Annotated in this window: 20 protein-coding genes and 1 tRNA gene; 12 read left to right on the forward strand and 9 right to left on the reverse strand. The window is 62.3% G+C overall.

Features of this window, described 5'->3' with window-relative positions; all coding sequences use genetic code 11:
- Positions 1 to 123: 123 nt before the first annotated feature.
- The 4 genes from QFZ88_RS00415 to QFZ88_RS00430 form a co-directional block, all read right to left on the reverse strand.
- Entirely contained in the window at positions 124 to 468 is a 345-nt protein-coding gene (locus QFZ88_RS00415) for a hypothetical protein (RefSeq protein WP_139116482.1), read from the reverse strand.
- Positions 469 to 943: 475 nt separating this feature from the next.
- Positions 944 to 3,115 carry a DUF6538 domain-containing protein gene (locus QFZ88_RS00420; protein ID WP_024923992.1) on the reverse strand — a complete coding sequence of 724 codons (2,172 nt, stop codon included), beginning with the start codon at positions 3,113 to 3,115 and terminating at the stop codon, positions 944 to 946.
- A gap of 149 nt (positions 3,116 to 3,264) precedes the next feature.
- A tRNA-Gln gene (locus tag QFZ88_RS00425) sits at positions 3,265 to 3,338 on the reverse strand.
- Positions 3,339 to 3,477: 139 nt separating this feature from the next.
- The gene (locus tag QFZ88_RS00430) at positions 3,478 to 4,428 is read right to left on the reverse strand and encodes a lysylphosphatidylglycerol synthase domain-containing protein (protein ID WP_024923993.1); all 951 of its coding nucleotides are present in this window, start codon (positions 4,426 to 4,428) and stop codon (positions 3,478 to 3,480) included.
- 298 nt (positions 4,429 to 4,726) lie between these two features.
- Between QFZ88_RS00430 and QFZ88_RS00435 the strand changes: the two genes are divergently transcribed.
- Positions 4,727 to 6,082: a Ppx/GppA phosphatase family protein gene (locus QFZ88_RS00435; RefSeq protein WP_024923994.1), complete on the forward strand. Its 1,356-nt coding sequence runs from the start codon at positions 4,727 to 4,729 to the stop codon at positions 6,080 to 6,082.
- A complete protein-coding gene (locus QFZ88_RS00440) occupies positions 6,079 to 6,789 on the forward strand; it encodes an RlmE family RNA methyltransferase (RefSeq protein ID WP_024923995.1) in 711 nt (236 codons plus the stop codon). The genes QFZ88_RS00435 and QFZ88_RS00440 overlap by 4 nt, the downstream gene beginning before the upstream one ends.
- A gap of 13 nt (positions 6,790 to 6,802) precedes the next feature.
- Here the strand turns inward: QFZ88_RS00440 and QFZ88_RS00445 are convergent, their stop codons facing one another.
- The gene (locus QFZ88_RS00445) at positions 6,803 to 8,218 is read right to left on the reverse strand and encodes a DHA2 family efflux MFS transporter permease subunit (protein WP_024923996.1); all 1,416 of its coding nucleotides are present in this window, start codon (positions 8,216 to 8,218) and stop codon (positions 6,803 to 6,805) included.
- A gap of 88 nt (positions 8,219 to 8,306) precedes the next feature.
- Positions 8,307 to 8,531 (reverse strand): hypothetical protein, encoded by a 225-nt coding sequence (locus QFZ88_RS00450; RefSeq protein WP_137901217.1) that lies wholly within the window; start codon positions 8,529 to 8,531, stop codon positions 8,307 to 8,309.
- Here QFZ88_RS00450 and guaB point away from each other — a divergent pair.
- Positions 8,518 to 10,020 carry an IMP dehydrogenase gene (gene guaB / locus QFZ88_RS00455; protein ID WP_024923997.1) on the forward strand — a complete coding sequence of 501 codons (1,503 nt, stop codon included), beginning with the start codon at positions 8,518 to 8,520 and terminating at the stop codon, positions 10,018 to 10,020. The genes QFZ88_RS00450 and guaB overlap by 14 nt on opposite strands.
- 56 nt (positions 10,021 to 10,076) lie before the next feature.
- Here the strand turns inward: guaB and rnd are convergent, their stop codons facing one another.
- On the reverse strand, positions 10,077 to 11,234 hold the full coding sequence (gene rnd, locus QFZ88_RS00460) for a ribonuclease D (protein WP_024923998.1): 1,158 nt from the start codon (positions 11,232 to 11,234) through the stop codon (positions 10,077 to 10,079).
- 227 nt (positions 11,235 to 11,461) lie between these two features.
- Here rnd and QFZ88_RS00465 point away from each other — a divergent pair, with 227 nt between their 5' ends.
- Both QFZ88_RS00465 and aspS read left to right on the forward strand, forming a co-directional pair.
- On the forward strand, positions 11,462 to 11,878 hold the full coding sequence (locus QFZ88_RS00465) for a GNAT family N-acetyltransferase (protein ID WP_024923999.1): 417 nt from the start codon (positions 11,462 to 11,464) through the stop codon (positions 11,876 to 11,878).
- A gap of 170 nt (positions 11,879 to 12,048) precedes the next feature.
- A complete protein-coding gene (aspS, locus tag QFZ88_RS00470) occupies positions 12,049 to 13,839 on the forward strand; it encodes an aspartate--tRNA ligase (RefSeq protein WP_024924000.1) in 1,791 nt (596 codons plus the stop codon).
- Positions 13,840 to 13,921: 82 nt separating this feature from the next.
- Here the strand turns inward: aspS and hspQ are convergent, their stop codons facing one another.
- Both hspQ and QFZ88_RS00480 read right to left on the reverse strand, forming a co-directional pair.
- Positions 13,922 to 14,245, reverse strand: a complete 324-nt coding sequence (gene hspQ / locus QFZ88_RS00475; RefSeq protein ID WP_024924001.1) for a heat shock protein HspQ — start codon at positions 14,243 to 14,245, stop codon at positions 13,922 to 13,924.
- A gap of 223 nt (positions 14,246 to 14,468) precedes the next feature.
- Positions 14,469 to 15,683, reverse strand: a complete 1,215-nt coding sequence (locus tag QFZ88_RS00480) for a UbiH/UbiF family hydroxylase (protein WP_024924002.1) — start codon at positions 15,681 to 15,683, stop codon at positions 14,469 to 14,471.
- A 284-nt stretch (positions 15,684 to 15,967) separates the two neighbouring features.
- On the opposite strand from QFZ88_RS00480, the gene pcsA reads away from it, so the two are divergent.
- The 7 genes from pcsA (at position 15,968) to QFZ88_RS00515 (ending at position 23,316) form a co-directional block, all read left to right on the forward strand.
- Positions 15,968 to 16,774, forward strand: a complete 807-nt coding sequence (gene pcsA / locus QFZ88_RS00485) for a phosphatidylcholine synthase (protein WP_024924003.1) — start codon at positions 15,968 to 15,970, stop codon at positions 16,772 to 16,774.
- Positions 16,775 to 16,776: 2 nt separating this feature from the next.
- Positions 16,777 to 17,754: a quinone oxidoreductase family protein gene (locus QFZ88_RS00490; RefSeq protein WP_024924004.1), complete on the forward strand. Its 978-nt coding sequence runs from the start codon at positions 16,777 to 16,779 to the stop codon at positions 17,752 to 17,754.
- A gap of 122 nt (positions 17,755 to 17,876) precedes the next feature.
- On the forward strand, positions 17,877 to 19,451 hold the full coding sequence (locus QFZ88_RS00495; protein ID WP_036255255.1) for an ABC transporter ATP-binding protein: 1,575 nt from the start codon (positions 17,877 to 17,879) through the stop codon (positions 19,449 to 19,451).
- Entirely contained in the window at positions 19,448 to 20,563 is a 1,116-nt protein-coding gene (locus QFZ88_RS00500; RefSeq protein WP_024924006.1) for an ABC transporter permease, read from the forward strand. The genes QFZ88_RS00495 and QFZ88_RS00500 overlap by 4 nt, the downstream gene beginning before the upstream one ends.
- Position 20,564: 1 nt before the next feature.
- Positions 20,565 to 21,485: an ABC transporter permease gene (locus tag QFZ88_RS00505; protein WP_024924007.1), complete on the forward strand. Its 921-nt coding sequence runs from the start codon at positions 20,565 to 20,567 to the stop codon at positions 21,483 to 21,485.
- A 50-nt stretch (positions 21,486 to 21,535) separates the two neighbouring features.
- Positions 21,536 to 22,603, forward strand: a complete 1,068-nt coding sequence (locus tag QFZ88_RS00510; protein WP_024924008.1) for a BMP family ABC transporter substrate-binding protein — start codon at positions 21,536 to 21,538, stop codon at positions 22,601 to 22,603.
- A gap of 83 nt (positions 22,604 to 22,686) precedes the next feature.
- The gene (locus tag QFZ88_RS00515; protein ID WP_024924009.1) at positions 22,687 to 23,316 is read left to right on the forward strand and encodes a glutathione S-transferase family protein; all 630 of its coding nucleotides are present in this window, start codon (positions 22,687 to 22,689) and stop codon (positions 23,314 to 23,316) included.
- Positions 23,317 to 23,345 lie beyond the last annotated feature (29 nt).

The raw sequence follows: 23,345 nt of genomic DNA on the forward strand, positions 1-23,345 counted from the left end.
TGCCCAGGAAGGTGCGGCCGAATAACAGGCCATGCAGCCGCGCCTTCGTCAAAGTCGAAATCGGATTGCCGGACGACAACAATACCAGGCCCGACAACGAAGCGACGAAGGGGGGCCTCTTGGTCAGTCCCCGGATCCATCGCCAGTGGCGTCGACTTCGTGCCGCCTCAGATGCGGCTTCGGGAAGAAATCCCAGCCATCCTCATAGCGCTCGAGCAGGCCGTCCCAAGCGGCGCGCGTTGCCTCGGCCTTGAAACCTTGGTCGATGAGTTGTCGCGACACCTCCGCGATCACTCTGCTCAGCAGCCGGTCGTTGCCGCGCCGCAGCGCCGTCACGATCATGTAGCGCAGCATGGCCCTCGCGATATCGTCACGATCGGGAGCCCGCTCCACCCTGCGTTTTTCTCGGTATTCGCGCTGATAAATCCGCTGCTTCTCCAGTCTCTCGTCTCTCCGCGCCATCGTCATCCTCCTCATCATGGTGCAGGACAATGGTGGCGTCTGGCCATGCAAGCGACAAACGCCGTTTGCCATGTAACGACGTTCTCGAATGCTGAATCGCTTGCTGAGACTTCTGAATCGCTGTGCGAAAGATCAGAATCCGAATAGCGCAAATTTTTCTGATTTGTTTTGCGTTGCCAGCAACTTGGCTCGACATGCTGCGCGATCAAATGCGTGTGCCGACGAGCTGTCACCCGTTGCGAAGTCATTGATCCCGGTCTTGCAAGGCGAAATGCATGCCGAAGGCTGCCGACCAGGAGCTGGACAAACTCCGTTTGCATCTGCCCAAACGACGCGTCCGCCAAACACCTGCAGGTGCCAGATGGAATTGGGGACAACACTCGTTGGGCTGGGTCCACGGGCCAGATCGCGGATTGAGCTGCCGACAAACCACTACCTTTTGACCATAGGGCACGTCGTCTGGCGGCGCTCTATCCCGCAATCATTTCTTGTGAGCGCTCTTCTTAGGCCGCGTTCCGCGCTTGTCGCCAAACCGATCGCCGCTCTTCTTTCCAGCCCAAGGCGGCGGGAGCTTCTGCTCCACCCAGGGAAGTAATTGGATTGGTTGCGGCTCCAGATGTCCGGTAATCACCGGGTAGCGCGAAATGATGAGCCGCAGCAGCGCCAAACCCGTTGGGTTGGTGTACCGCGTTGCCGTCTCCGTCTCGCCCAGTCGCCCGGAAAGATCTTCGATGACGCCTTCGGAAACGCCCGCATTCTTCAGCGTATCGGCAAACCCATGGCGCAGGGCATGAATGGGTCTCTCCCACAGGACGCCCGGGAGGCAACGCTGCGCTACCGGAACGAAATCCTTGTAGAAGCGATCCCCCGGATCGTTACGCTTGAGATAGGGCGAGTGCAGTTCGGGGAAGAGCCGCGTGTGACCAAGTTCCTTGAGCCGTTGCACATACTCAATGAATTTCAGGCGCAACAGTTCGTCCGGCACGGGCAGCAACCGATGTGACTGCGCGTTCTTGATGCGCCGCACTGCGTTCGCTTTGATCTGGATCGCCCAGTGCCCGTCCCTCTCAACGATCTCGTCCACTAGCAGGCCCGTAAATTCGTTTCGGCGCGGCCCGAGATAGGAGTAGAGCATCGGCAGGAAATACAACGAGCCATGGAAGACAAGGTCTCCCGGAACGTCAGGCTTTTCTGCGCGCTCCCGTCCCTTGAAGATCGGCATATCGAAGACTGGCCGTACGTCGTCGGGACCAGGCTTCACCTGCTGAAGCCTGACCTCGCCCTTTGGCGGCTTCCTCGGACGCAGCCCTTCGAACGTCCATTCAGGCACCATAAAGTGTGACGATCGCAGGTGCTTCAGGAAATGGTCCAAGTTTCCTAGGTGTCGGCGGATCGTCGCTGGCTTCAGTCCGAGCCTGATCGTCCTGCCGTCCTTTTCAGCATCGTCGGCTACTCTACGACTTTCCTCGCGAAGCTGATGGGGAGACAGCCTGCGGAGGCGCGGGCTGCGACCATAGTTGGGAAGTATGTGATTGAAATGCTGGCGAAGGGCGGCGACGTGTTCCTGGGTAATCTCGCCGGAATGCGTCACGCCGTGTTCTTCGAGGATGCCGCGGAAAATGCCGACGAGGACCCGGACGTCTGAGGCGGTGTCCTCTTCCCATTGGTCCTGATTGTTGGCGACAAGCTTCTCCACCTGCTCGTCGAAGCCGGAGAGCGGCAGGTCCTTGCGCGCCTTGGTCTTGCTGGAAGCTACGGCCAGAGCGGGAGCTGGCTTCGATGGTTCGACCGGATCGCTTGCAGTTGCGGCTGATGTCGGCGGAATCGAAGGTGTGACCTGCCGAACAGCAGCAACTGGCACTACGGCCGCTTCCTCAGGGTCGGCGTTCCATAGCAACCTGGGCTTCGCAGGCGGAGCGACGGGGATGGCGTCTATCGGTGCTCGCTCTGGCTCCTGCGCGCCTCCCGACAGTTTCGGCTTCCTCGGATCGACGGCGGATGCCAGCAGCGCGTCGGCCCGTGCGCGATACATCTCTTCGCTCGCGGCGTCGCGGTTGAGGGCGGTGTCGTCGAGACCGACCTGGCCCATGCGGTGAAGAACGTCACGCAGGAAAGGGCTTCTCGTGCGGCCTTCGCGATCGGACAGTGCGCCCTGTCGCTCCGATCGATATGTCGATGCGATGAAGGGAATGTCGCCTGGTTCCGCGCCGGCTTCGAGCAGTGCTGCATGGACTTCGCTGCCGTCATCGAAGGAAAGCTCCACCGTCGTGCCGTAGGCGTGCAGCAGGCGGTAGGCCCATCCGACCTGGCGGTCGGCTTCCCGATGCTCTGGATCGCGGAGCGTGCCCCTGCGCCTGGCAGAACGGTCGAGCGCCTCGATCTCGTCGCGCATGGCATCGATCTCAAGCGCAAAGATTTTGGTCAGCTGGTCCTTCGTCGCCATTCTCGCCATCGGCATCAGTTCGAGCTGCAACAGCAGGGCGTTGAGCCGCCGCGCCACCACGGACGCCTTCTTACGGTCGGAGAGCCTAAGGCTCAGTGAAAGTCTGCCGTTACCTGTCGCCGACGCGAATCTGACGGGAATGCGGGCCCGCCAGTAGAAGAGTCGGCCCCTGAGAACGAGGTTTTCGATCTGAAGTCTGCGCAGTCCCATCGGCCCGTGCTCCGCTCGTCCTGGCCGGATGGACACCAGCTCTGGACATCAGTTGTGGACACCACTTGTGGAAGGCCGATTCGACGTGAAACGATGACCAACCGAACGGCCATGGATCCCGCGGATTTCAAAGCTTCTGGGAGGCGAGTTGGCTGGGGAACCTGGATTCGAACCAGGACTAACGGAGTCAGAGTCCGTGGGTCTACCGTTAACCTATTCCCCAATAAGCATTTTTGTTCAATGCTTTGGCCAGAGCGGTGAAAGAGAATTCTTGCTCTTTCGCGAGCGGTTCGGTGTGCCGCTGCCCGTTTCTGCGCTGCCTTGTAGCCGCGCTTCCAAAATAGTCAAGCCTCGACTGCGTTTCAATTTGCCGCGCGGCCGAACTGCGAACGCTCGAACACCAGAACCACGATCAGCGCCAGGATGAGCGGGATGATCAGGTAGAACATCCGGAACACCAGAAGTGCCGCGATCACGCCGGCCTGGTCCATATGCTGCAGGCCCGCCAGGAAGACGACCTCGAACACGCCGAGCCCGCCGGGCGCATGCGATATCTGCGCCAGCGAAAAGGCGACGAGGAAGATACCGAAAACCACGAGATAGCCTGGGTTGTTTTCCACGGGCAGGGCGAAATAGAGGATCGCGCCGGCCGATAGGATCTCGATCGGCCCGATGATGAACTGGCGGGCGACGATCGGCAGCCGCGGGTAGTGGATTTCGAAGGAACCGATCTTGAGCGGCTTCAAATGCAGCCAGCTGCCGAAGGCGTAGGCGGCGACGATGAGAATCATCACGACGCCGGCGCCCGCCGACAGCCCCCCATAGCCAAACTCGGTGAAGGAGCGGATGTCGGAAAATCGCTCGAACAGGTCCGGGATCAGAATGAGCACGATGCCGCCCAAAAGGATCGAGGACAGAACGAAGGTGATCCAGCAGACCGCCACCAGAACGCCGACGTCTTGTCCGGAAAGCCCTTTCGTCCCGTAGGCACGATAGCGGATGACTGCTCCGGAAAAGACCGAACCGCCGATGTTGTGCGACAGCGCGTAGGTGGTGAAGGAACACAGCGTCACGAACAGCCACGATACGCGCTTGCGAAGATGCAGCAGCGCGATGTGATCATAGCCGGCAAGCGCTGCGTAGGCGACGATCGAACTCAGCGCGGCGAGCAGCCAGTGGTTCCAGCGAATGGTGGCGAGACTTGTCCACACATCGTCGAGAGAAATGCCGCGCAGTTCCTTGAACAGGACCCACAGCGAGAAGGCGACGGCGGCCAGACCGACGGCAGGCCAGAAAAAACGTTTCACATTCATGCAGCTACGGCCATCAGCAACCCCAATTCATCACGATTCGATGCCCCGCGCAGGTTCGGTCGAGTGGCTATCCCGCCCGAATTGACCCGCTGGACCCAGAAATGCCCGATCGAAGCCGGCTATTCAACAGTTGTGGCGCGTTTACGGCGATGCGTTTAGCGCCGTTGCGGCAGCCTACAATTTTCGCATGGCTCTTGGTGATCGGGCCCGGCGCTGCTAGTCTGGCGCCAACTTACGAAATATTCGTGCCAGCGGCGTCCGGGCAACCGGTTCGCGCGGCACTGGAAGGAAATAGCCAGTGGAAGACCGCGACGCCGGCGCCAAAGCGCCGGGGGGCGGCGTGTCGGAGGGGATTTCGGCATCGCGCGGCCCTAAAGCCCCGGCCGCCAGCCGTGCGCCGGACAGTGAGAGCGTGGCGCGACAAGATGCGCACGCCCCGGACCATCAACCCCGCGCCAAGGGACGCAAGCGCCGCAAACGTCGTCGCGGCCGCAAGGTCTATGCGCCGGTCGACGGGGTCGGGGGCACCGGCGCGTCCGCCGATCCCACGCCTGCGCCTGGGCGCAACGCAGTTCCGGCGCAGGCGCCGTCGATCGCGCCCGTCGAAAATTCCAGGGCGCCCGATCGCTCGCGTCCGGCTGCCTTCGAGTTGCCGGTCTTTGCCGCGCTCGATCTCGGCACCAACAATTGCCGCCTGCTGGTGGCGGTGCCGGGCAGGCACGGTCAGTTCCGGGTGATCGACGCGTTCTCGCGCATCGTGCGCCTGGGCGAGGGACTTTCGGCCAGCGGGCGGTTGGGCGATGCGGCCATGAACCGCGCCATCGAGGCGCTGAAGGTCTGCGCGGAGAAACTGCGGATCCGCAAGGTGGCGCGCGCACGGCTGATCGCCACCGAAGCCTGCCGCGCCGCCGCCAACGGCGCCGAATTCCTCGAACGGGTCGAGCGCGAGGCGGGGCTGAAGCTGGAAATCATCGATCGTGAGACGGAAGCACGGCTGGCGGTTTCGGGCTGCGGCTCGCTGATCGAGCGCGACACCAAGGGTGTGGTTCTGTTCGATATCGGCGGTGGTTCATCCGAAATCGCGCTGATCGACCTCACCACGCGCCGGTCGTCGCGCCTGGCGAGTCACATCGTCTCGTGGACGTCGCTGCCTGTCGGCGTTGTTTCGCTGGCGGAGCGATTCGGTGGGCGGACGGTGACGCGCGAAAGCTTTGACGCCATGGTCGACGATGTCGCGCAACGGCTGTCCGCCTTCGAAGGACGTCACCGGCTCAACCATCTGCTCGCAGGTCCGCATTTCCACCTGCTTGGCACCTCCGGCACGGTGACGACGCTGGCCGGTGTCCATCTCGATCTCGAGCGTTATGACCGGCGCCGCGTCGATGGCCTGTGGATGGGCCGCGAAAATGTCGACCGCATGGTGGAGAAGCTTTTGGGATGGGATTTCCAGCAGCGTGTCGCCAATCCTTGCATCGGCGCCGACCGTGCCGACCTGGTGCTTGCCGGCTGCGCCATCCTCGAGGCGATCCGCGCCGTCTGGCCCTCCGAGCGGCTGCGCGTCGCCGACAGGGGCTTGCGCGAAGGCATATTGAGCGAATTGATGGCGGACGACCGCAACGCGCGCGGTTCCTGGAATAGCGAGGGCCGGCGATGACTAAAAAGAAAGATACGACCGCCGGCAACACCCGCGTGCTACGCACCAAGGTGAAGAAAAAGCGCGGCCTGAAGGAATCCTCGCGCCGATGGCTCGAGCGGCACCTCAACGATCCTTATGTCCAGCGCTCCAAGGCGGACGGCTACCGCTCGCGCGCCGCCTACAAGCTGATCGAGATCGACGACAAGCATCATCTGCTGAAGCCGGGCCAAAAGGTGATCGACCTTGGCGCCGCACCCGGCGGCTGGTGCCAGGTGGCGGCCGTGCGCACCAAATCGAGCGAGGCCACGCCGCATGTCGTCGGCATCGATTATCTAGAGATGGATGCCGTTCCGGGAGCCGCCATCCTGCAGATGGATTTCCTCGATGAACAGGCGCCGGCACGCCTGGTCGAAGCGCTCGGCGGCGAGCCGGATATCGTCTTGTCCGACATGGCGGCCCCCACCACCGGCCATCGCCGCACCGATCACATACGCACCATGCATCTGTGCGAGGTGGCTGCCGATTTCGCCGTGTCCGTGCTCAAGCCCGGCGGGCATTTTCTGACGAAGACTTTTCAGGGCGGCACCGAGGGCGATCTTCTCGATATGCTCAAGCGCTCGTTCCGCTCGGTTCACCATGTCAAGCCACCCGCGTCGCGCGACGAATCGGTCGAGCTCTATCTGCTGGCCAAGGACTTCAAGGGACGCGCGCCGGCCGGGGACTGACGGCAAGGCCAGCTCAACTGGACGGGGCAGGGTTCTCCAGCGGCTTGGCCGGTCGCGCCTTGTAGCCTGAAACGGCATTGCCGGCTTCAGGGGACAGACGTATGAAGGACAGGGCGGCAAGGGCCGCTACTGCGGCAACGATGAAGAACGCGACGTGGAAATCGCTCAACATCAGCGGGCCGCCGTGAACCTTGGTTGAAACCTCCAATATGCCGCCGGCCAGCGCCACGCCCAAAGCGATGTTGAGCTGCTGGGCCACAGCCGTGATTGGTGTCGCCTTGGAGGTCTCTTCGGCGGGAATCTCGGCGAAGGCCAATGCATTGACGCCAGTGAAGAACATTGAGCGGATGAAGCCGCCGACCAGCAGCACTGCCAGGATGAGCGGATAGGGCGTGGTCGGTGTGAAAAGACCGTAGACCGCGATCGAAATGGCGGCCAGCAATGAGCCCCAGATCAGCACGCGCCGGAAACCGGCGACACGGAAAAGCCAGGCGGTGACGAATTTCATGCCGATAGCGCCGAGCGCCGACACGAAAGTAATCATGCCGGACTGGAACGGCGTCAGGCCGAAGCCGATCTGGAACATCAGCGGCAGCAGGAACGGCACAGCGCCGATACCGATGCGGAACAGGCCGCCGCCGAGAACCGAAGCGCGGAAAGCCTGGTTGCGGAACAGCTCCAACGCCAGCAGCGGGTTTTTCGCGTGACGGGCGTGGCGCAGGTAAAGAATGCCGCAGACGACACCGACAATCACGGTGATCAAACCGACGGCCGGCGGTAATGCCGGCAGGCTAACCACCGAAAGGCCGAAGACGATGCCCGAAGCGGCGATACCCGACAGGACAAAGCCCGTATAATCGAGGGGTGGTGTCTCGGCGGACGGTGTTTCCGGCAGATAGCGCGTCGCCAGCACTATGCCGATGATGCCGATCGGAACATTGATCAGGAAAATCCAGTGCCAGGAGAAATAGGTGGTGATGAAACCGCCGACCGGAGGGCCGACGAGTGGGCCGACCAGAGCCGGAATGGTCAACCACGACATCGCCGCCACCAGATCGCTTTTGGGGGTCGACCGTACCAGCACGAGACGTCCGACCGGCGTCATCATCGCACCGCCCATGCCCTGGAAGAAACGGGCGAGCACGAAGAATTCCAGGGAATTCGCCATCGCGCAGGCGACCGAACCCAGGATGAAGACACCGATGGCGGCGCGGAACACGTTTCTTGCGCCGAAGCGATCCGCCATCCAGCCGCTGATTGGGATGAAAACAGCGAGCGCCACCAGATAGGCGGTCAATGCCAGCTTCAGCGCGATCGGGCTCGTCTGGATGTCGGCCGCGATCGCTGGCAGCGAGGTAGCGATCACCGTCGAATCCATGTTCTCCATGAAAAGCGCGACGGCCAGCACGAGCGGGATGATTCTGTTCACGAGACGTCCGAACCTCGGGGTAGACGGGTATGAGCGACAAGGCCGAGGCCGTTATCATGGCAACGCGCAGGCGTCCTGCCTCGTTCGGTCACTTTTGTGCGACCGCGCCGGCATTGCAACCGGCAATCACCCGTGGCGTCCGTCCACCCGCCGGCTGTTGAAACGGCGGCATGGTGACGTTGCGCGCTTTCCATTGGCAAACAGACGTGTTACCAGCCACCGCCAATCCTGAAAGGGAATATCGAGTCGGCGCACCCATCCGGGTCAGCGCCCGTTTCGTTTTTAAGCAAGGATCGGCAATGGCAAAAATCATCGAAACCGCCACCGGCGCTTTGGCGCTGACCTTCGACGACGTCCTGCTGCAGCCGGGCCATTCCGAAGTGATGCCCGGCGAGACCGACATCCGCACACGCATCGCCAACGACATCGATCTCAACGTGCCGATCATTTCGGCCGCCATGGATACGGTCACGGAGGCCCGGCTGGCCATCGCCATGGCACAGGCCGGCGGCATCGGCGTCATCCACCGCAATTTCACGCCGGCCGAACAGGCCGAGCAGGTTCGTCAGGTCAAGAAATTCGAATCGGGCATGGTGGTGAACCCGGTCACGATCGGGCCCGACGCGACGCTGGCCGATGCGCTGGGGCTGATGCGCCACTATGGCATTTCCGGCATTCCGGTTGTCGAGAACGGCGGGAGCGGTGGCCAGATCACCGGCCGTCTCGTCGGCATCCTGACCAACCGCGACGTGCGTTTCGCCTCCAATCCCGCGCAAAAAGTCTACGAGCTGATGACGCGCGAGAACCTGATCACGGTCAAGGAAAACGTCGACCAGGAAGAAGCCAAGCGCCTGCTGCACCAACACCGCATCGAGAAGCTGCTGGTAGTGGACAAGAATGGCAATTGCGTCGGGCTCATCACCGTCAAGGACATCGAGAAGTCGCAGCTCAACCCGCACGCCACCAAGGATGCTCAGGGCCGCTTGCGCGCCGCGGCCGCGACCAGCGTCGGCGACGACGGCTTCGAGCGGGCGGAGCGTCTGATCGACGCGGGCGTCGACCTGCTGGTCATCGACACCGCGCACGGCCATTCGCAGCGCGTGCTGGATGCGGTGGCGCGGGCCAAGAAATTGTCCAACTCCGTGCGCATCATCGCTGGCAATGTCGCCACCGCCGCTGGCACCCAGGCGCTGATCGACGCCGGCGCCGACGGCGTCAAGGTTGGCATCGGCCCGGGCTCCATCTGCACCACCCGTATCGTCGCCGGCGTCGGCGTGCCGCAGCTTTCGGCGATCATGTCGGCGGTCGAGACCGCGCAGAAATCCGGCATCTCGGTGATCGCCGACGGCGGCATCAAATATTCGGGTGATCTGGCCAAGGCGCTGGCCGCCGGCGCGAGCGCCGCGATGATCGGCTCGCTGCTTGCCGGCACCGACGAGAGCCCGGGCGAAGTCTATCTGCATCAGGGCCGCTCGTTCAAAGCCTATCGCGGCATGGGGTCGGTCGGCGCCATGGCGCGCGGTTCGGCGGATCGCTACTTCCAGGCGGAAGTTCGCGACACCTTGAAGCTTGTTCCGGAAGGCATCGAGGGGCAGGTGCCCTATAAGGGCCCCGTGGCCGGCGTGCTGCACCAGCTGGCCGGTGGCTTGAAGGCGGCGATGGGTTATGTCGGCGCCCGCGACCTGACGGATTTCCGCGAACGGGCCACTTTCGTGCGCATTTCGAACGCCGGGCTACGCGAAAGTCATGCGCATGACGTGACGATCACGCGCGAGAGCCCCAACTATCACGGCGGCGCCTGACCGCGCACGGACTCTTGAGCGGGCGAGGGGCCATCCTCTCGCCCGATTGACCGGGATCAGGATTTCAGGTCGAAGACCGCGATCTTGCGCTTCTCGAACTTGATGCCGATTTCGCCGCGCACCAGCTTGAGCGCGGCATCGCCGAACACGGCGCGCCGCCAGCCCTGCAGCGCGGGAACGTCGGCATTCTCGCCCTCGGCGGCGATACGGTCGATGTCGTCGCTGGTGGCCAGGACCTTGGCGGCGACGCCCTGTTTCTCCGCGATGATCTTGAGCAGGACCTTCAGCAATTCGGAGGCGGCACTGGTGCCTTCCGGCGGCTGAAAGGTCTTCGGCAACTTCGGCATCTCTTCCTTTGGCAAGGCCAGAGCGCTGTTCACCGCCTCCAGCAGGGAAGCCGCGGTGGCCGACCGTTCCCAGCCTTTCGGCGTGGTGCGCAGGCGGGCGAGCGCGGTGACATCGCGCGGCGCCTGCTGGGCGATCTCATAGATGGCATCGTCTTTCAGCACGCGCCCGCGCGGCACGTCGCGTTCGCGCGCTTCGCGTTCGCGCCACGCCGCGACCACCTGCACCACAGCCAGTTCCTGCGGTTTGCGCAAACGCATCTTCAGCCGCTTCCAGGCGTCCTCGGGATGCGGGTCGTATGTTTCGCGCGAGGTGAGCACCTCCATCTCCTCGTTCAGCCAGTGGGCGCGGTCTTCGCGCGCGAGCTGGTCGATAAGATGTTTGTAGACGTCGATCAGGTGGGTGACGTCGGCGAGCGCATAGTCGAGCTGTTTGTCGGACAACGGCCTATGGCGCCAGTCGGTGAAGCGCGACGACTTGTCGAGCCGCGCACCGGTGATCTTCTGTACGAGCTGATCGTAGGAGACGCTGTCGCCGAAACCGCAGACCATCGCCGCCACCTGCGTGTCGAAAACCGGATGCGGGATTAGGTCGCCGAGATGGACGATGATTTCGATGTCCTGGCGCGCGGCGTGAAAGACCTTGGTCACGCGCTCATTGGCCATCAGTTCGAAGAATGGCTTCAGGTTGAGGCCAGGTGCCAACGGGTCGATCAACGCGGTGACGCCGGGCGCCGCCATCTGGATGAGGCACAACACCGGCCAAAACGTGGTTTCGCGAATGAACTCGGTGTCTACCGTTACGAATCCGGATTTCGCGAGGTCGCGGATGACCGAATCCAATTCTTCTTGCGTTGTTATCAGGTGCATCAAAATCTCGTGGCGCGATGAATGCGAACTTGTCTCGCTTGCCGGCGGGCTTCGTCAAGCCATGGAGCTGCGCATTCTTGTCCATGACGGTGTGCCGGAGGCCTTTTTCCCGCCTAATTCGAAATCACCCTGTCGGAATCGCAAAAATCGCTGCTAGACGGAACACCACAAGTCTCCCCAACCCGACTCCAGCGATCTCTGTCCAGGCAAAAATCACAGGTGGCCGAATGGTGACGTTGACCGTCAGCGCAAGAGTCGACGACGATATTGTCGACACGATCGAAAACGGGCTCGATGAATACAACATCGCGAGGGGCGGGCCCTACAATCACGAGGAATTGTGGGTGCTGGCGCGCGACGAAGATGGCGCGCTTCTGGGCGGGCTAAAAGCCAACATCGGCTACTCCTGGATGTTCGTCGACCTGCTTTGGGTGAACCCGAACCATCGCAAGGGAGGATTGGGCAGCCAGTTGCTGGGAAAGGCTGAGGAAATTGCCCGCGAGCGTGGCTGTCTCGGCGCCTATCTGGAGACCTTTTCCTTCCAGGCGCCGGACTTCTACAAACGCCAGGGTTTTCACGAGTTCGGTCGTATCGACGACTATCCGCCCGGACACGCCACGATCTGGTTGAAGAAGCAGTTCTGAACAAGCCGCAGGGCAAGCACATCTGCTGGCGTTGACGCGCAAGCCGGCCGGTTGCCGTCTTAACCTTGACAAAAGCCGGCTTGCGTGCGCTTTTCGCGCCAATTTTCGGGCCTGGCGCTGATTGCGTCGCCCGGTCGCGTGAACTCCTGAAATCTTGGAATGGCAGACCTATGCATCGTTACCGCAGCCACACCTGTGCCGCCCTCAGGAAATCGGATGTCGGTCAGAATGTCCGGCTCTCCGGCTGGGTCCATCGCGTGCGAGATCATGGCGGCCTGCTGTTCATCGATTTGCGCGACCACTACGGCCTGACGCAGATCGTTGCCGATCCGGATTCGCCGGCCTTCAAGATCGCCGAAACCGTTCGCGGCGAATGGGTCATCCGCGTCGACGGCGAGGTCAAGGCGCGCATGGCCGAGACGGCCAACCCCAACCTGCCGACCGGCGAGATCGAGATTTTCGCGCGCGAGATCGAAGTGTTGTCGGCGGCGAAGGAACTGCCGCTGCCGGTGTTCGGCGAGCCCGACTATCCGGAGGACGTGCGCCTGAAGTACCGCTTCCTCGATCTGCGCCGCGACACGCTGCACAAGAACATCGTCAAGCGCACGCAGGTCATCGCCGCCATGCGGCGCGAGATGGGCGGCGCCGGTTTCACCGAATATTCGACGCCGATCCTGACCGCTTCCTCGCCGGAAGGCGCGCGCGACTTCCTGGTGCCGAGCCGCATCCACCCCGGCACTTTCTACGCGCTGCCGCAGGCACCGCAGCAGTACAAGCAGTTGCTGATGGTCGCCGGTTTCGACCGCTACTTCCAGATCGCGCCGTGCTTCCGCGACGAGGACCCGCGCGCCGACCGCCTGCCGGGCGAATTCTACCAGCTCGACCTCGAAATGAGCTTCGTGACCCAGGAAGACGTCTGGAACACCATGGGTCCGCTGATGACCAAGGTGTTCGAGGAGTTTGCCGAGGGCAAGCCCGTCACCAAGGAATGGCCGCGCATTCCCTATTCCGAGGCGATCCGCAAATACGGCTCCGACAAGCCGGATCTGCGCAACCCGATCGTCATGGAAGCTGTGACAGACCATTTCGCCGGCTCGGGCTTCAAGGTCTTCGCAAACATGATCGCCTCCAACCCGAAGGTTCAGGTCTGGGCGATCCCTGCCAAAACTGGCGGTTCGCGCGCCTTCTGCGACCGTATGAACGCCTGGGCCCAGCAGCAGGGCCAGCCGGGCCTCGGCTACATCTTCTGGCGCAAGGAAGGCGAGAAGCTCGAAGGCGCCGGCCCGCTTGCCAAGAACATCGGCGAGGAACGTACCGACGCGATCCGTACGCAGCTCGGCCTCGATGATGGCGATGCTTGTTTCTTCGTCGCCGGCGAGCCGGACAAGTTCTACAAATTCGCCGGTGAGGCGCGTACCCGTGCCGGCGAAGAGTTGAACCTCGTCGACCGCGACCGTTTCGAACTGTGCTGGATCGTCGACTTCCCGTTCTTCGAATGGAGCGAAGAGGAAAAGAAGGTCGATTTCGCGCACAATCCGTTCTCGATGCCGCAGGGTGGCCTCGAGGCGTTGCAGAACCAGGATCCGCTGACGATCAAGGCATTCCAGTACGACGCGGTCTGCAACGGCTTCGAGATCGCCTCGGGCTCGATCCGCAACCAGTCGCCCGAGACCATGGTGGCGGCTTTCGAGAAGGTCGGCCTCAGCCAGCAGGACGTCGAGGATCGCTTCGGTGGCCTCTATCGCGCCTTCCAGTATGGCGCTCCGCCGCATGGTGGCGCGGCCTTCGGCATCGACCGCGTCGTCATGCTGCTCGTCGGCGCCAAGAACCTGCGCGAAATCTCGCTGTTCCCGATGAACCAGCAGGCGCAGGATTTGCTCATGGGCGCGCCGAGCCCGGCGACGCTGACACAATTGCGCGAGCTCGAACTGCGCGTTCTGCCGCAAAAGAAGGAAGCGTGAGCCGTTTCAAGCGCTTTGCTTGTTGATCTAATACGAAAAAGGCTCCGGAAATCCGGAGCCTTTTTGCTTTTAGGCCGAGCCCTCAGTGCCTGGATTGGCCCTTCGGCTCGTAGCGGCCGTCCGGCTTCTTGTCGAACATGTCCTTGATCTGTGGATGGCGGACAGGGTCGCCGGAATCGTCTTCCAGCAGGTTCTGTTCCGAGACATAGGCGATGTATTCGGTCTCCGAATTCTCGGCCAGCAGGTGGTAAAAAGGTTGGTCCTTGCTTGGCCTGACCTCGGCGGGAATGGATTGATACCATTCTTCCGTGTTGGCGAATTGCGGGTCGACGTCGAAGATGATGCCGCGGAACGGGAACAGCCGATGGCGCACCACCTGTCCGATCGAGAATCTGGCTGTTTTCATGATACTCACCACGCGACTTTCCATTGTTATTTGGCGCAGCATCGGCCGCAATTCAATCCTTTGCTGATTGCGCGCGATCCCTAGGCTTTAGCCTGAAACAAGGAGGATCGGTGAATGACATAATGGGGTCTGGGTACAGCGGGCTTCTGCGAGCGTGTCGACACGACCTGCCTGCCGGTATTCACCGTCACCGGGCCGTTTTTATCTGAGCCGCCACGGCATTCTACCGGCGGACCTGTTCCCCTAACCCGCCAAAGATGGCGGCGAAACCGCTGCCGGGGCGCAGGCCCTCGCGCATGAAGAAGGCGCGCAGTGGCGCAAAACCACCGAGCAAGCTCAGTCCCGCGCTGCGCGCCATCTGCGCGGGCAGCATGTCAGAAAGCAGCGACATGTTCAAAAGATTGACAGCACCACTCCTGGCGAGGATGTCGGGCCGGCGTTTGAAATCATAGGCGGCAAGTGCCCTTGCCGCGCCGGGGTCGGACGAGTTTTTCAAAGCAACACCAATGAGGTCGTCGACATCCCTGATGCCAAGGTTCAGCCCCTGTGCGCCGATCGGTGGGAACACATGCGCCGCTTCGCCGACCAGCGCGATACGCTTTGCCGCAAAGCGCAACGGTGTCGCCGCAGACAAGGGATAAATCTGCCGGCCGGGCTCGACGGTGACGCGACCAAGCATTGATTGCATGCGCTCTTCCACCCGCAGCGACAACGAAGCGTCGTCAAGCGCCGCCAGCTCCTTCGCGGTTTCGGGTTCGACCACCCAGACCAGGCTCGAACGATTGCCGGGTAGAGGCACCTGGGTGAACGGGCCGGTTTCGGTGTGGAACTCGGTCGAGGTAAAGTTGTGGTCGGTCCGGTGGGTGAAGTTCAGCACCAGCGCAGCTTGCGGATAGGGGCGCTTGGACGTGGCAATGCCGGATGCCTCGCGGGCCGGCGAAAGCCGGCCGTCGGCGGCAACGGCGAGAGAAGCCGAAGCGGTTGTGCCATCGGTGAGCCGGGCGGTCGCCGCATCGGCGTCGAGGGACCAGGTCTCGACCAGCGATTTGCGCCATTCGATGCCAGGGTGCACTGCGACCGCTTTTGCCAGCGCGGGATTGAGCACAGTGTTGGGGAAATTCAGGCCGAACTGCTCCTCATCGATCTCGCTCGCGCGAAAGGTGACGACCGGGCTGCGGATCAGGCGGCGCGTGGCATCGACAATGCGCATCACCTTCAAAGGCGCGGCGACCGCCCGCAAGTCTTCGAGCACACCCAGTCGTTCGAGGACCTTGAGTGCCGGGTTCATCAGCGCGGTGGTGCGGCCGTCGGCGGCATTGGCCTCGGGGCCAGCCAGCGTCACTGGAAAACCGGCATGAGCGAAGCCGAGTGCCGCGACAAGGCCGGCTGGACCGGTACCGGCAACGAGAACAGGGGCTTTGGCGGTGTTGTCTGGCATCGGTGAGCGCCCCGTTGTTCGGCAGGCGGATCAAACATTTTCGGGTGTCGGTTCGACCAGCCGTGAACAATGCATATAGTGCAGTGAGACTTGCTTGATCAACGTGGCGATTCAGCCCATTGCTAACCCATGATCCACCCGCTTCCCGAGATCGAAGAACGCTCGGCTGACCGGGGACCCGTTGGCCGGGTCGATGCGATACCGCTTGTACGGGTCGCCACCCTCCTATTAGTGTCCCAGCGACAAGGGGACCGGGGCGTTCTGCAAGCTGGATTGGCGGGGCCGTGAAAAACAAAACAACCGCGAAAAAGATTGTCGAGCGCATTCCACGCCCGAAGAAAAAGCTGACATGGCCGCAAGCGAGGGCGTTCTCCGTCCATCTGCTTACGGCGTCAGGATCCTTCCTGGCTTTCCTGTCGCTGGTTGCAGCAAGCGAGGAACGCTGGACGGCGATGTTCTGGTGGCTGGGTCTCGCGCTGTTCGTCGACGGTATCGACGGGCCGATCGCGCGCAAGCTTGAGGTCAAGGAAATCCTGCCGACCTGGTCGGGCGAATTGCTCGACAACATCATCGACTACGTGACCTACGTGCTGATCCCTGCCTTCGCGCTTTACCAGCGCGGTTTCATGGGCGAGGGGCTTTCCTTCCTCTCGGCGGCGATCATCGTGGTGTCGAGCGCGATCTACTACGCCGACACCGGCATGAAAACGAAGGAGAACTTCTTCAAGGGCTTCCCGGTGGTGTGGAACATGGTTGTGTTCACGCTCTTTGTCATCGAGCCCGGCCAATGGGTGTCGTTCGCCATCGTAGTGACGGCCGGCATTCTCACCTTCGTGCCGATCAATTTCCTGCACCCCGTCCGGGTGGTGCGGCTGCGGCCGGTGAATTTGACGGTTACGCTGCTTTGGTGCGCCTTCGGCGCGCTTGCGCTGGCGCAGTCGGCCTTGGCCAGTTTCTACAATCAGATCGGGGTTCTAGGTGAACAGGTCAGCCTGTTCACGAAGATCGGTATCAGCCTGACTGGCCTCTATCTGTTCTGCATCGGCGGCGTTATGCAGTTCTTCCCCAATCTCGGCGCCAGGAAAGCTTGAAGATGAGCAAGGCCATCCGCATTCACGCCCATGGCGGACCTGAAGCGCTGATTTACGAGGACGTCGATCCCGGTCGTCCGGGACCCGGCCAGATCCTAGTCCGGCACACGGCGATCGGCCTCAATTTCATCGACGTTTATTACCGCAACGGATTGTACGCGGCCCCGGACGGCCTGCCGCTGATCCCGGGCGGCGAGGCTGCCGGCGTCGTGCTTGAACTGGGCGAAGGCGTCGAAGGCCTCAAGGTGGGAGATCGCATTGCCTATGCGGTTGCCGTCGGCGCCTATGCCGAACAGCGGGTGATCGCGGCTGATCGCGTGGTGAAAATTCCCGACGGCATTTCGGACGAACAGGCCGCAGCCATGATGCTGAAGGGCATGACCGCCGAATATCTCGTGCGGCGTACCTTCAAGGTGGGGCCAGGTAACACCGTTCTCTATCATGCCGCGGCCGGCGGCGTCGGCCTGATCCTCGGCCAATGGGCCAAGCACCTTGGCGCGACGGTGATCGGCACGGCCAGCTCGCCCGACAAGGCGGAACTGGCCAGGGCGCATGGCTACGACCATGTCATCGATTACAAAACGCAGGATTTCGTTGCTGAGGTTGCCCGCCTGACCGGTGGCCGCAAATGCGATGTCGTCTATGACGCGGTCGGCAAGGATACGTTCCCGGCTTCGCTGGATTGCTTGCGACCGCTCGGCACGTTCGTATCGTTTGGCCAGTCTTCAGGTCCGATCCCGCCTTTCAACATTGCGCTGTTGGCGCAGAAAGGCTCGCTCTTCGCCACCCGGCCGACGCTGTTCGTCTACAACGCCAGGCGCGAGGATCTCGAAGCGTCGGCTCGGGCGTTGTTCGACGTCGTGCTGGCCGGCGCGGTCGAGATCAAGATCAATCAGAGTTATGCTTTGAAGGACGCCGGAAGAGCCCACGCCGATCTTGAAGGGCGCAAGACGACAGGAGCGACAGTGCTTATTCCTTGAGCGCGAACCTAGGTGTCTTGCTGAAATTCTTGAAGCTCTTTCAATATGCGTGCCGCTATCCGAAATAAGCAGCTGCTGCCTACGATGATTGCGGGAACACAGAACATATCTGGGAAAACCGGATGGGAGGCACTGTGAGTGCACAAGACGGCACCGCGAACCTGTTAGAGGTCCGCGGACTGACGAAGATATTCGGCACGCTGACCGCGTGCGATCATGTCGACCTCACCATCGCGAAAGGCGAAATCCACGCGCTTCTCGGCGAGAACGGCGCCGGCAAGTCGACGCTGGTGAAAATGCTGTTCGGCTCGCTGGAGCCGCATTCCGGCGAAATCCGCTGGAATGGCGAGGCCGTCAGGATGACCAGTCCGAGCGTTGCCAAGAAGCTCGGCATCGGCATGGTTTTTCAGCATTTTTCGCTGTTCGAGGCGCTGACGGCGGCCGAAAATATCGCGCTTTCGCTGGATGACGGCGCACCAATCAATACGATCGCCGCGAAGGCGAGGGCGCTTTCCTATTCTTACGGCTTGCCGCTCGATCCGGACTCGCTGGTGGGCGACCTGTCCGTCGGCGAACGCCAGCGCATCGAGATCATCCGCTGCCTGCTGCAGGCGCCGCAACTCATCATCCTCGACGAGCCGACTTCGGTGCTGACCCCGCAGGAGGCCGACAAGCTGTTCGAGACGCTTGAACGTTTGCGCGCCGAGGGCAAATCGATCCTCTACATTTCGCACAGGCTGGAAGAGGTGAAGCGCCTTTGCGATCGTGCAACGGTGCTGCGTCATGGCAAGGTGGTCGGCCACTGTAATCCGCGAGAGGAAACGGCCGCGTCGCTCGCCCGCATGATGGTGGGCAGCGAGGTCAAGTCGGCTGAACGCACGCCGGTATCGCTGGCCGATGCGCCGGAACTGCTGAGTGTCTGCGGATTGAGCCGCAAGCCGGCCGGGCCGTTCTCCATGCCACTCAAGAACATCTGGCTCTCGGTCAAGGCGGGCGAGATTCTCGGTATCGCCGGTGTCGCCGGCAACGGCCAGGGCGAACTCTTCGAAGCACTGTCCGGCGAGACGCAACAAGCGAGCAGCGATATCGTGCGGATTCGCGGCAAGGATGCGGGGCTGCTCGGCATCACCGGCAGGCGCATGCTGGGAGCGGCCTTCGTTCCCGAGGAACGCCTTGGCCATGGTGCCGCGCCGCGCATGAAGCTCTCGGAAAATCTGCTGCTTTCACGGCACGCCACCGACGCCAGAGCCTTTGTCGGTGCCGGCGGCATGGTCAAGAACGGCTCCGTCTACGAAGCCGCGCAACGCATCATCAAGGTGATGGACGTGCGCAAGAGTGCTCCCGATCCCGAAGCCGCGGCGCTTTCCGGCGGCAATCTGCAGAAATTCATCGTCGGGCGCGAGCTGGATCGCAACCCGACGGTCATGGTCGTCAACCAGCCCACATGGGGCGTCGATGCCGGCGCCTCGGCCCATATCCGCCAAGCCCTGATCGAGCTGGCGCGCAGCGGCTCGGCAGTGCTGGTCATCAGCCAGGACCTCGACGAACTGTTCGAGATATCCGACGCCATCGCCGTCATGCACAATGGCGAATTGTCGAAACCGATCCCAATCGCGGAAGCCACTTTCGAACGGATCGGCCTGCTGATGGGCGGCGCCGAGCCCGGTCACGCCGAACACAGCCTGGAGACCGCGTGATGCGCCTCGAACTCGTCAAGCGTCCCCAGCGTTCCGCGCTGTTTTCAGCGCTTTCGCCCTTCATCGCCTTCGCCCTGACAATGATTGCCGGCGCGATCCTGTTCGCCCTGTTGGGCATCAATCCGCTGTCGGCCTTCTACACCTATTTCATCTCGCCGATCACCGAGGTCTGGCAGCTGCACGAACTGGCGATCAAGGCAGCGCCGTTGATCCTGATCGCAGTCGGCCTGTCGGTGTGTTTCCGGTCCAACATCTGGAACATCGGTGCCGAGGGTCAGTTCATCTTCGGCGCCATCGCCGGCTCGATCATCCCGGTGCTGTATCCTCAGATGCAGGGGCCGTTCGTGCTGCCGCTGATGCTTCTGATGGGCATGGTCGGCGGTGCGGCTTACGCGGCCATCCCAGCACTGCTCAAGACCCGCTTCAACACCAACGAAATCCTCACCAGCCTCATGCTGGTCTATGTCGCGCAGCTGTTCCTCGACTGGCTGGTGCGCGGGCCATGGCGCGATCCCAAGGGTTTCAACTTCCCCCAGACCGTCCAGTTCAACCCGTCGGCGGTTCTGCCGGAACTGATGCCGATGTCGGGCCGCGCCAATATGGGCTTTGTCTTCGCGCTGGTCGCCGCCGTGGTGGTCTGGCTTTTGATGAGCCGCCTGCTGAAAGGTTTTGAAATCCGCGTCCTCGGCTCCAGCCCGCGGGCAGGGCGGTTCGCCGGCTTCAGCTTCAACCGCATGGTGTTCTTCGCCTTCATGCTGTCAGGCGCTCTCGCCGGGCTTGCCGGCATTTCCGAAGTGTCCGGCGCGATTGGCCAATTGCAGCCGTCGATTTCGCCGGGTTACGGCTTCACCGCGATCATCGTGGCTTTCCTCGGTCGTCTCAATCCGCTGGGCATCGTCGCGGCGGGCCTTGTGCTCGGATTGACCTATCTCGGCGGCGAAGCCGTCCAAAGCGTGCTCGGCCTCTCCGACAAGGTGGCGCGTGTGTTCCAGGGCATGTTGTTGTTCTTCGTTCTCGGCTGCGACACGCTGATCCACTACCGCATCCGGCTCGTCGGCCTGGCCCCTGCGACCAAGCTGGACACGACGCCGAAGCTGGAAGAGGCCCACTGACATGGACATCACCGTCAACATTCTCCTGACCATCGCCACGGCCGCTACGCCGCTTCTGATCGCGGCTATCGGTGAACTGGTGGTCGAGCGCTCCGGCGTGCTGAACCTCGGCGTTGAAGGCATGATGGTTATGGGTGCGGTCGCCGGCTTCGGCGCCGGCTATCTGACCGGCTCGCCCTGGGTCGGCCTCGTGGCCGCGATTGTTGTCGGCGCGCTGTTCTCGCTGCTGTTTGCGGTGATGACGCTGTCGCTTGCCACCAACCAGGTCGCGACCGGCCTGTCGCTGACGCTGCTTGGTCTCGGCCTGTCGGGCATGATCGGCACTGGCTTCGTCGGCCTGCCGGGCGAGCGCTTGCCCAATCTCAACATTCCGCTGCTGACCGACCTGCCGGTGGTCGGCAAATTGCTGTTCGGGCAGGATCCGATTTTCTACATCTCGATCGCGCTGGTCTTCGGCGTGTCGTGGTTCCTGTTCAAGACCCGCACCGGCCTCACCCTGCGCTCGATCGGCGACAGCCACACCTCGGCCCATGCGCTGGGCATCCAGGTCATCCGCTACCGCTATCTGGCGGTGATGTTCGGCGGGGCCTGCGCCGGGCTCGCCGGCGGCCACCTCTCCCTCGTCTACACGCCGCAATGGGTGGAGAACATGACAGCCGGCCGCGGCTGGATCGCGCTGGCGCTGGTGGTGTTCGCGTCCTGGCGGCCGTGGCGGGTGCTGGCCGGCGCCTATATCTTCGGCGCGGTGTGGATCGGCCAGTTGCATGCGCAGGCGTTCGGCATCCCGGTCCCCTCGCAATTCCTGTCGTCGCTGCCGTATCTTGCCACCATCGTCGTCCTCGTCGTCATCTCGCGCAACAAGCGCCTGACGATGATGAACACGCCCGCTTCGCTCGGACAGGCTTTCGTTCCGGATCGTTGACAACCTAGAAAAAGACCAGCATAGCAAGGTTAATCCAGAGAGGTAACATCATGAAAAAGCTACTGATTGCCCTGATGACTTCGGCTGCGGCGCTGTCCGTCGCCGTCTCGGCCGAGGCCGCCGAAAAACTGAAGGCCTGCTGGGTTTATGTCGGCCCGGTCGGCGACTTCGGCTATTCCTACCAGCACGATCAGGGTCGGCTCGCAGTTGAAAAGAAGCTGGGCGACAAGGTCGAGACCGCTTATCTCGAAAACGTCGCTGAAGGTCCGGACGCCGAGCGCGCTTTCGAGCGCCTGGCACGCCAGGGCTGCAAGCTGATCTTCGGCACCTCGTTCGGCTTCATGGACGCAGAAGTGAAGGTCGCGGCCAAGTTCCCCGACATCAAGTTCGAGCACGCCACCGGCTACAAGACCGCGCCGAACCTCGGCATCTACAACGCCCGTTTCTACGAAGGCCGTTACATTCTCGGACAGATCGCAGCCAAGGAATCGAAAGCCGGCGTCGCTGGCTACATCGTCTCCTTCCCTATCCCGGAAGTGGTGATGGGCATCAACTCCTTCATGCTCGGCGCGCAGTCGGTCAACCCGAACTTCAAGGCCAAGATCGTCTGGGTGAATTCCTGGTTCGATCCGGGCAAGGAAGCCGACGCCGCCAAGGCGTTGTTTGACCAGGGCGCCGACGTCATCGTCCAGCACACCGATTCCACCGCGCCGCTGCAGGTAGCGCAGGAACGCGGCCTGCACGGTTTCGGCCAGGCCTCCGACATGATCAAGTTCGCGCCGAAGTCGCAGCTGACCGCGATCGTCGACGACTGGGGTCCGTACTACATCGAGCGCGTCGAAAAGGCGCTGGACGGCACCTGGAAGCCGGAAGACCGTTGGGAAGGCATCAAGGCTGGTGCCGTGCACATGGCGCCCTACACCAACATGGCGGACGACGTGAAGGCGATGGCGGAAGCCACGCAGAAGAAGATCGCCGGTGGCTGGAACCCCTTCACCGGCCCGGTCGCGAAACAGGACGGCACGCCGTGGCTGAAGGACGGCGAAGTGGCCGACGACAAGACGTTGCTTGGCATGAACTTCTACGTCAAGGGCGTGGACGACAAGCTGCCGCAGTAAGCCTCCTGACAACAGGCTGTCAGGGAGGGGTTGGTAGAAAGATCGCCTATCTTTGACAGCCTGAGAAGGAAGGCGAGGCCGAAATGCTGAAGTTCTACTGTACGCCCTGGTCACGGGCTTCGACCGTTTTCTGGCTACTTGAGGAACTCAGCCAACCCTACGAGATTGAACTCGTCGATATTCGCGCTCCGGGCGGTGTTCCGGAGGGCTACCGTGCCATTCAGCCGAACAAGAAGGTGCCGGCGATCGATCACGACGGCATAATCGTCACCGAACGGGCGGCGATTTGCATCTATCTGGCCGACGCGTTTCCCGAAGCGGGTCTCGCACCCGCGATTGGCAACGCCAGCCGCGCCGCCTATATGACGCGGCTGGTCTATTGCGATTCCGTGTTTGACCCCGCCATCGCAGTGCGGTCGAAGGGTTGGGAATATGCCGGTAGCGACTTCTCGTTCGGCCTGTTCGACGACATGGTCGCCAATCTCGAAAAATTGCTTTCGAAACATCCTTATGCGGTCGGCGATAGTTTTACCGCAGCTGACACGCAGCTCGCCGGCGGCATCGACTTCACCATGAACATCCTGAAGGTGCTGCCGCGCCTTCCGGTTTTTGTCGACTACATCGCCCGTGCCACCGATCGGCCGGCCTACAAACGCTATCGCGCCAAGGAGGCAGAGCTTGCCTCGAAAGTCACGCCGCTGTTCGACAGTTGAGGCCGACGAGAGGCAGGCTGTTCCATGCG

It is taken from the genome of Mesorhizobium sp. YL-MeA3-2017, assembly GCF_030814575.1.
GTDB lineage: Bacteria > Pseudomonadota > Alphaproteobacteria > Rhizobiales > Rhizobiaceae > Mesorhizobium > Mesorhizobium terrae.

Excerpts from the sequence above, each read along its gene's own strand:
- QFZ88_RS00415 (WP_139116482.1), bottom strand. The coding sequence starts at position 468 with ATGACGATGGCGCGGAGAGACGAGAGACTGGAGAAGCAGCGGATTTAT.
- QFZ88_RS00420 (WP_024923992.1), bottom strand. The coding sequence starts at position 3,115 with ATGGGACTGCGCAGACTTCAGATCGAAAACCTCGTTCTCAGGGGCCGA.
- QFZ88_RS00430 (WP_024923993.1), bottom strand. The coding sequence starts at position 4,428 with ATGAATGTGAAACGTTTTTTCTGGCCTGCCGTCGGTCTGGCCGCCGTC.
- QFZ88_RS00440 (WP_024923995.1), top strand. The coding sequence starts at position 6,079 with ATGACTAAAAAGAAAGATACGACCGCCGGCAACACCCGCGTGCTACGC.
- guaB (WP_024923997.1), top strand. The coding sequence starts at position 8,518 with ATGGCAAAAATCATCGAAACCGCCACCGGCGCTTTGGCGCTGACCTTC.
- QFZ88_RS00450 (WP_137901217.1), bottom strand. The coding sequence starts at position 8,531 with ATGATTTTTGCCATTGCCGATCCTTGCTTAAAAACGAAACGGGCGCTG.
- rnd (WP_024923998.1), bottom strand. The coding sequence starts at position 11,234 with ATGCACCTGATAACAACGCAAGAAGAATTGGATTCGGTCATCCGCGAC.
- QFZ88_RS00465 (WP_024923999.1), top strand. The coding sequence starts at position 11,462 with ATGGTGACGTTGACCGTCAGCGCAAGAGTCGACGACGATATTGTCGAC.
- aspS (WP_024924000.1), top strand. The coding sequence starts at position 12,049 with ATGCATCGTTACCGCAGCCACACCTGTGCCGCCCTCAGGAAATCGGAT.
- hspQ (WP_024924001.1), bottom strand. The coding sequence starts at position 14,245 with ATGAAAACAGCCAGATTCTCGATCGGACAGGTGGTGCGCCATCGGCTG.
- QFZ88_RS00480 (WP_024924002.1), bottom strand. The coding sequence starts at position 15,683 with ATGCCAGACAACACCGCCAAAGCCCCTGTTCTCGTTGCCGGTACCGGT.
- QFZ88_RS00490 (WP_024924004.1), top strand. The coding sequence starts at position 16,777 with ATGAGCAAGGCCATCCGCATTCACGCCCATGGCGGACCTGAAGCGCTG.
- QFZ88_RS00495 (WP_036255255.1), top strand. The coding sequence starts at position 17,877 with ATGGGAGGCACTGTGAGTGCACAAGACGGCACCGCGAACCTGTTAGAG.
- QFZ88_RS00505 (WP_024924007.1), top strand. The coding sequence starts at position 20,565 with ATGGACATCACCGTCAACATTCTCCTGACCATCGCCACGGCCGCTACG.
- QFZ88_RS00510 (WP_024924008.1), top strand. The coding sequence starts at position 21,536 with ATGAAAAAGCTACTGATTGCCCTGATGACTTCGGCTGCGGCGCTGTCC.
- QFZ88_RS00515 (WP_024924009.1), top strand. The coding sequence starts at position 22,687 with ATGCTGAAGTTCTACTGTACGCCCTGGTCACGGGCTTCGACCGTTTTC.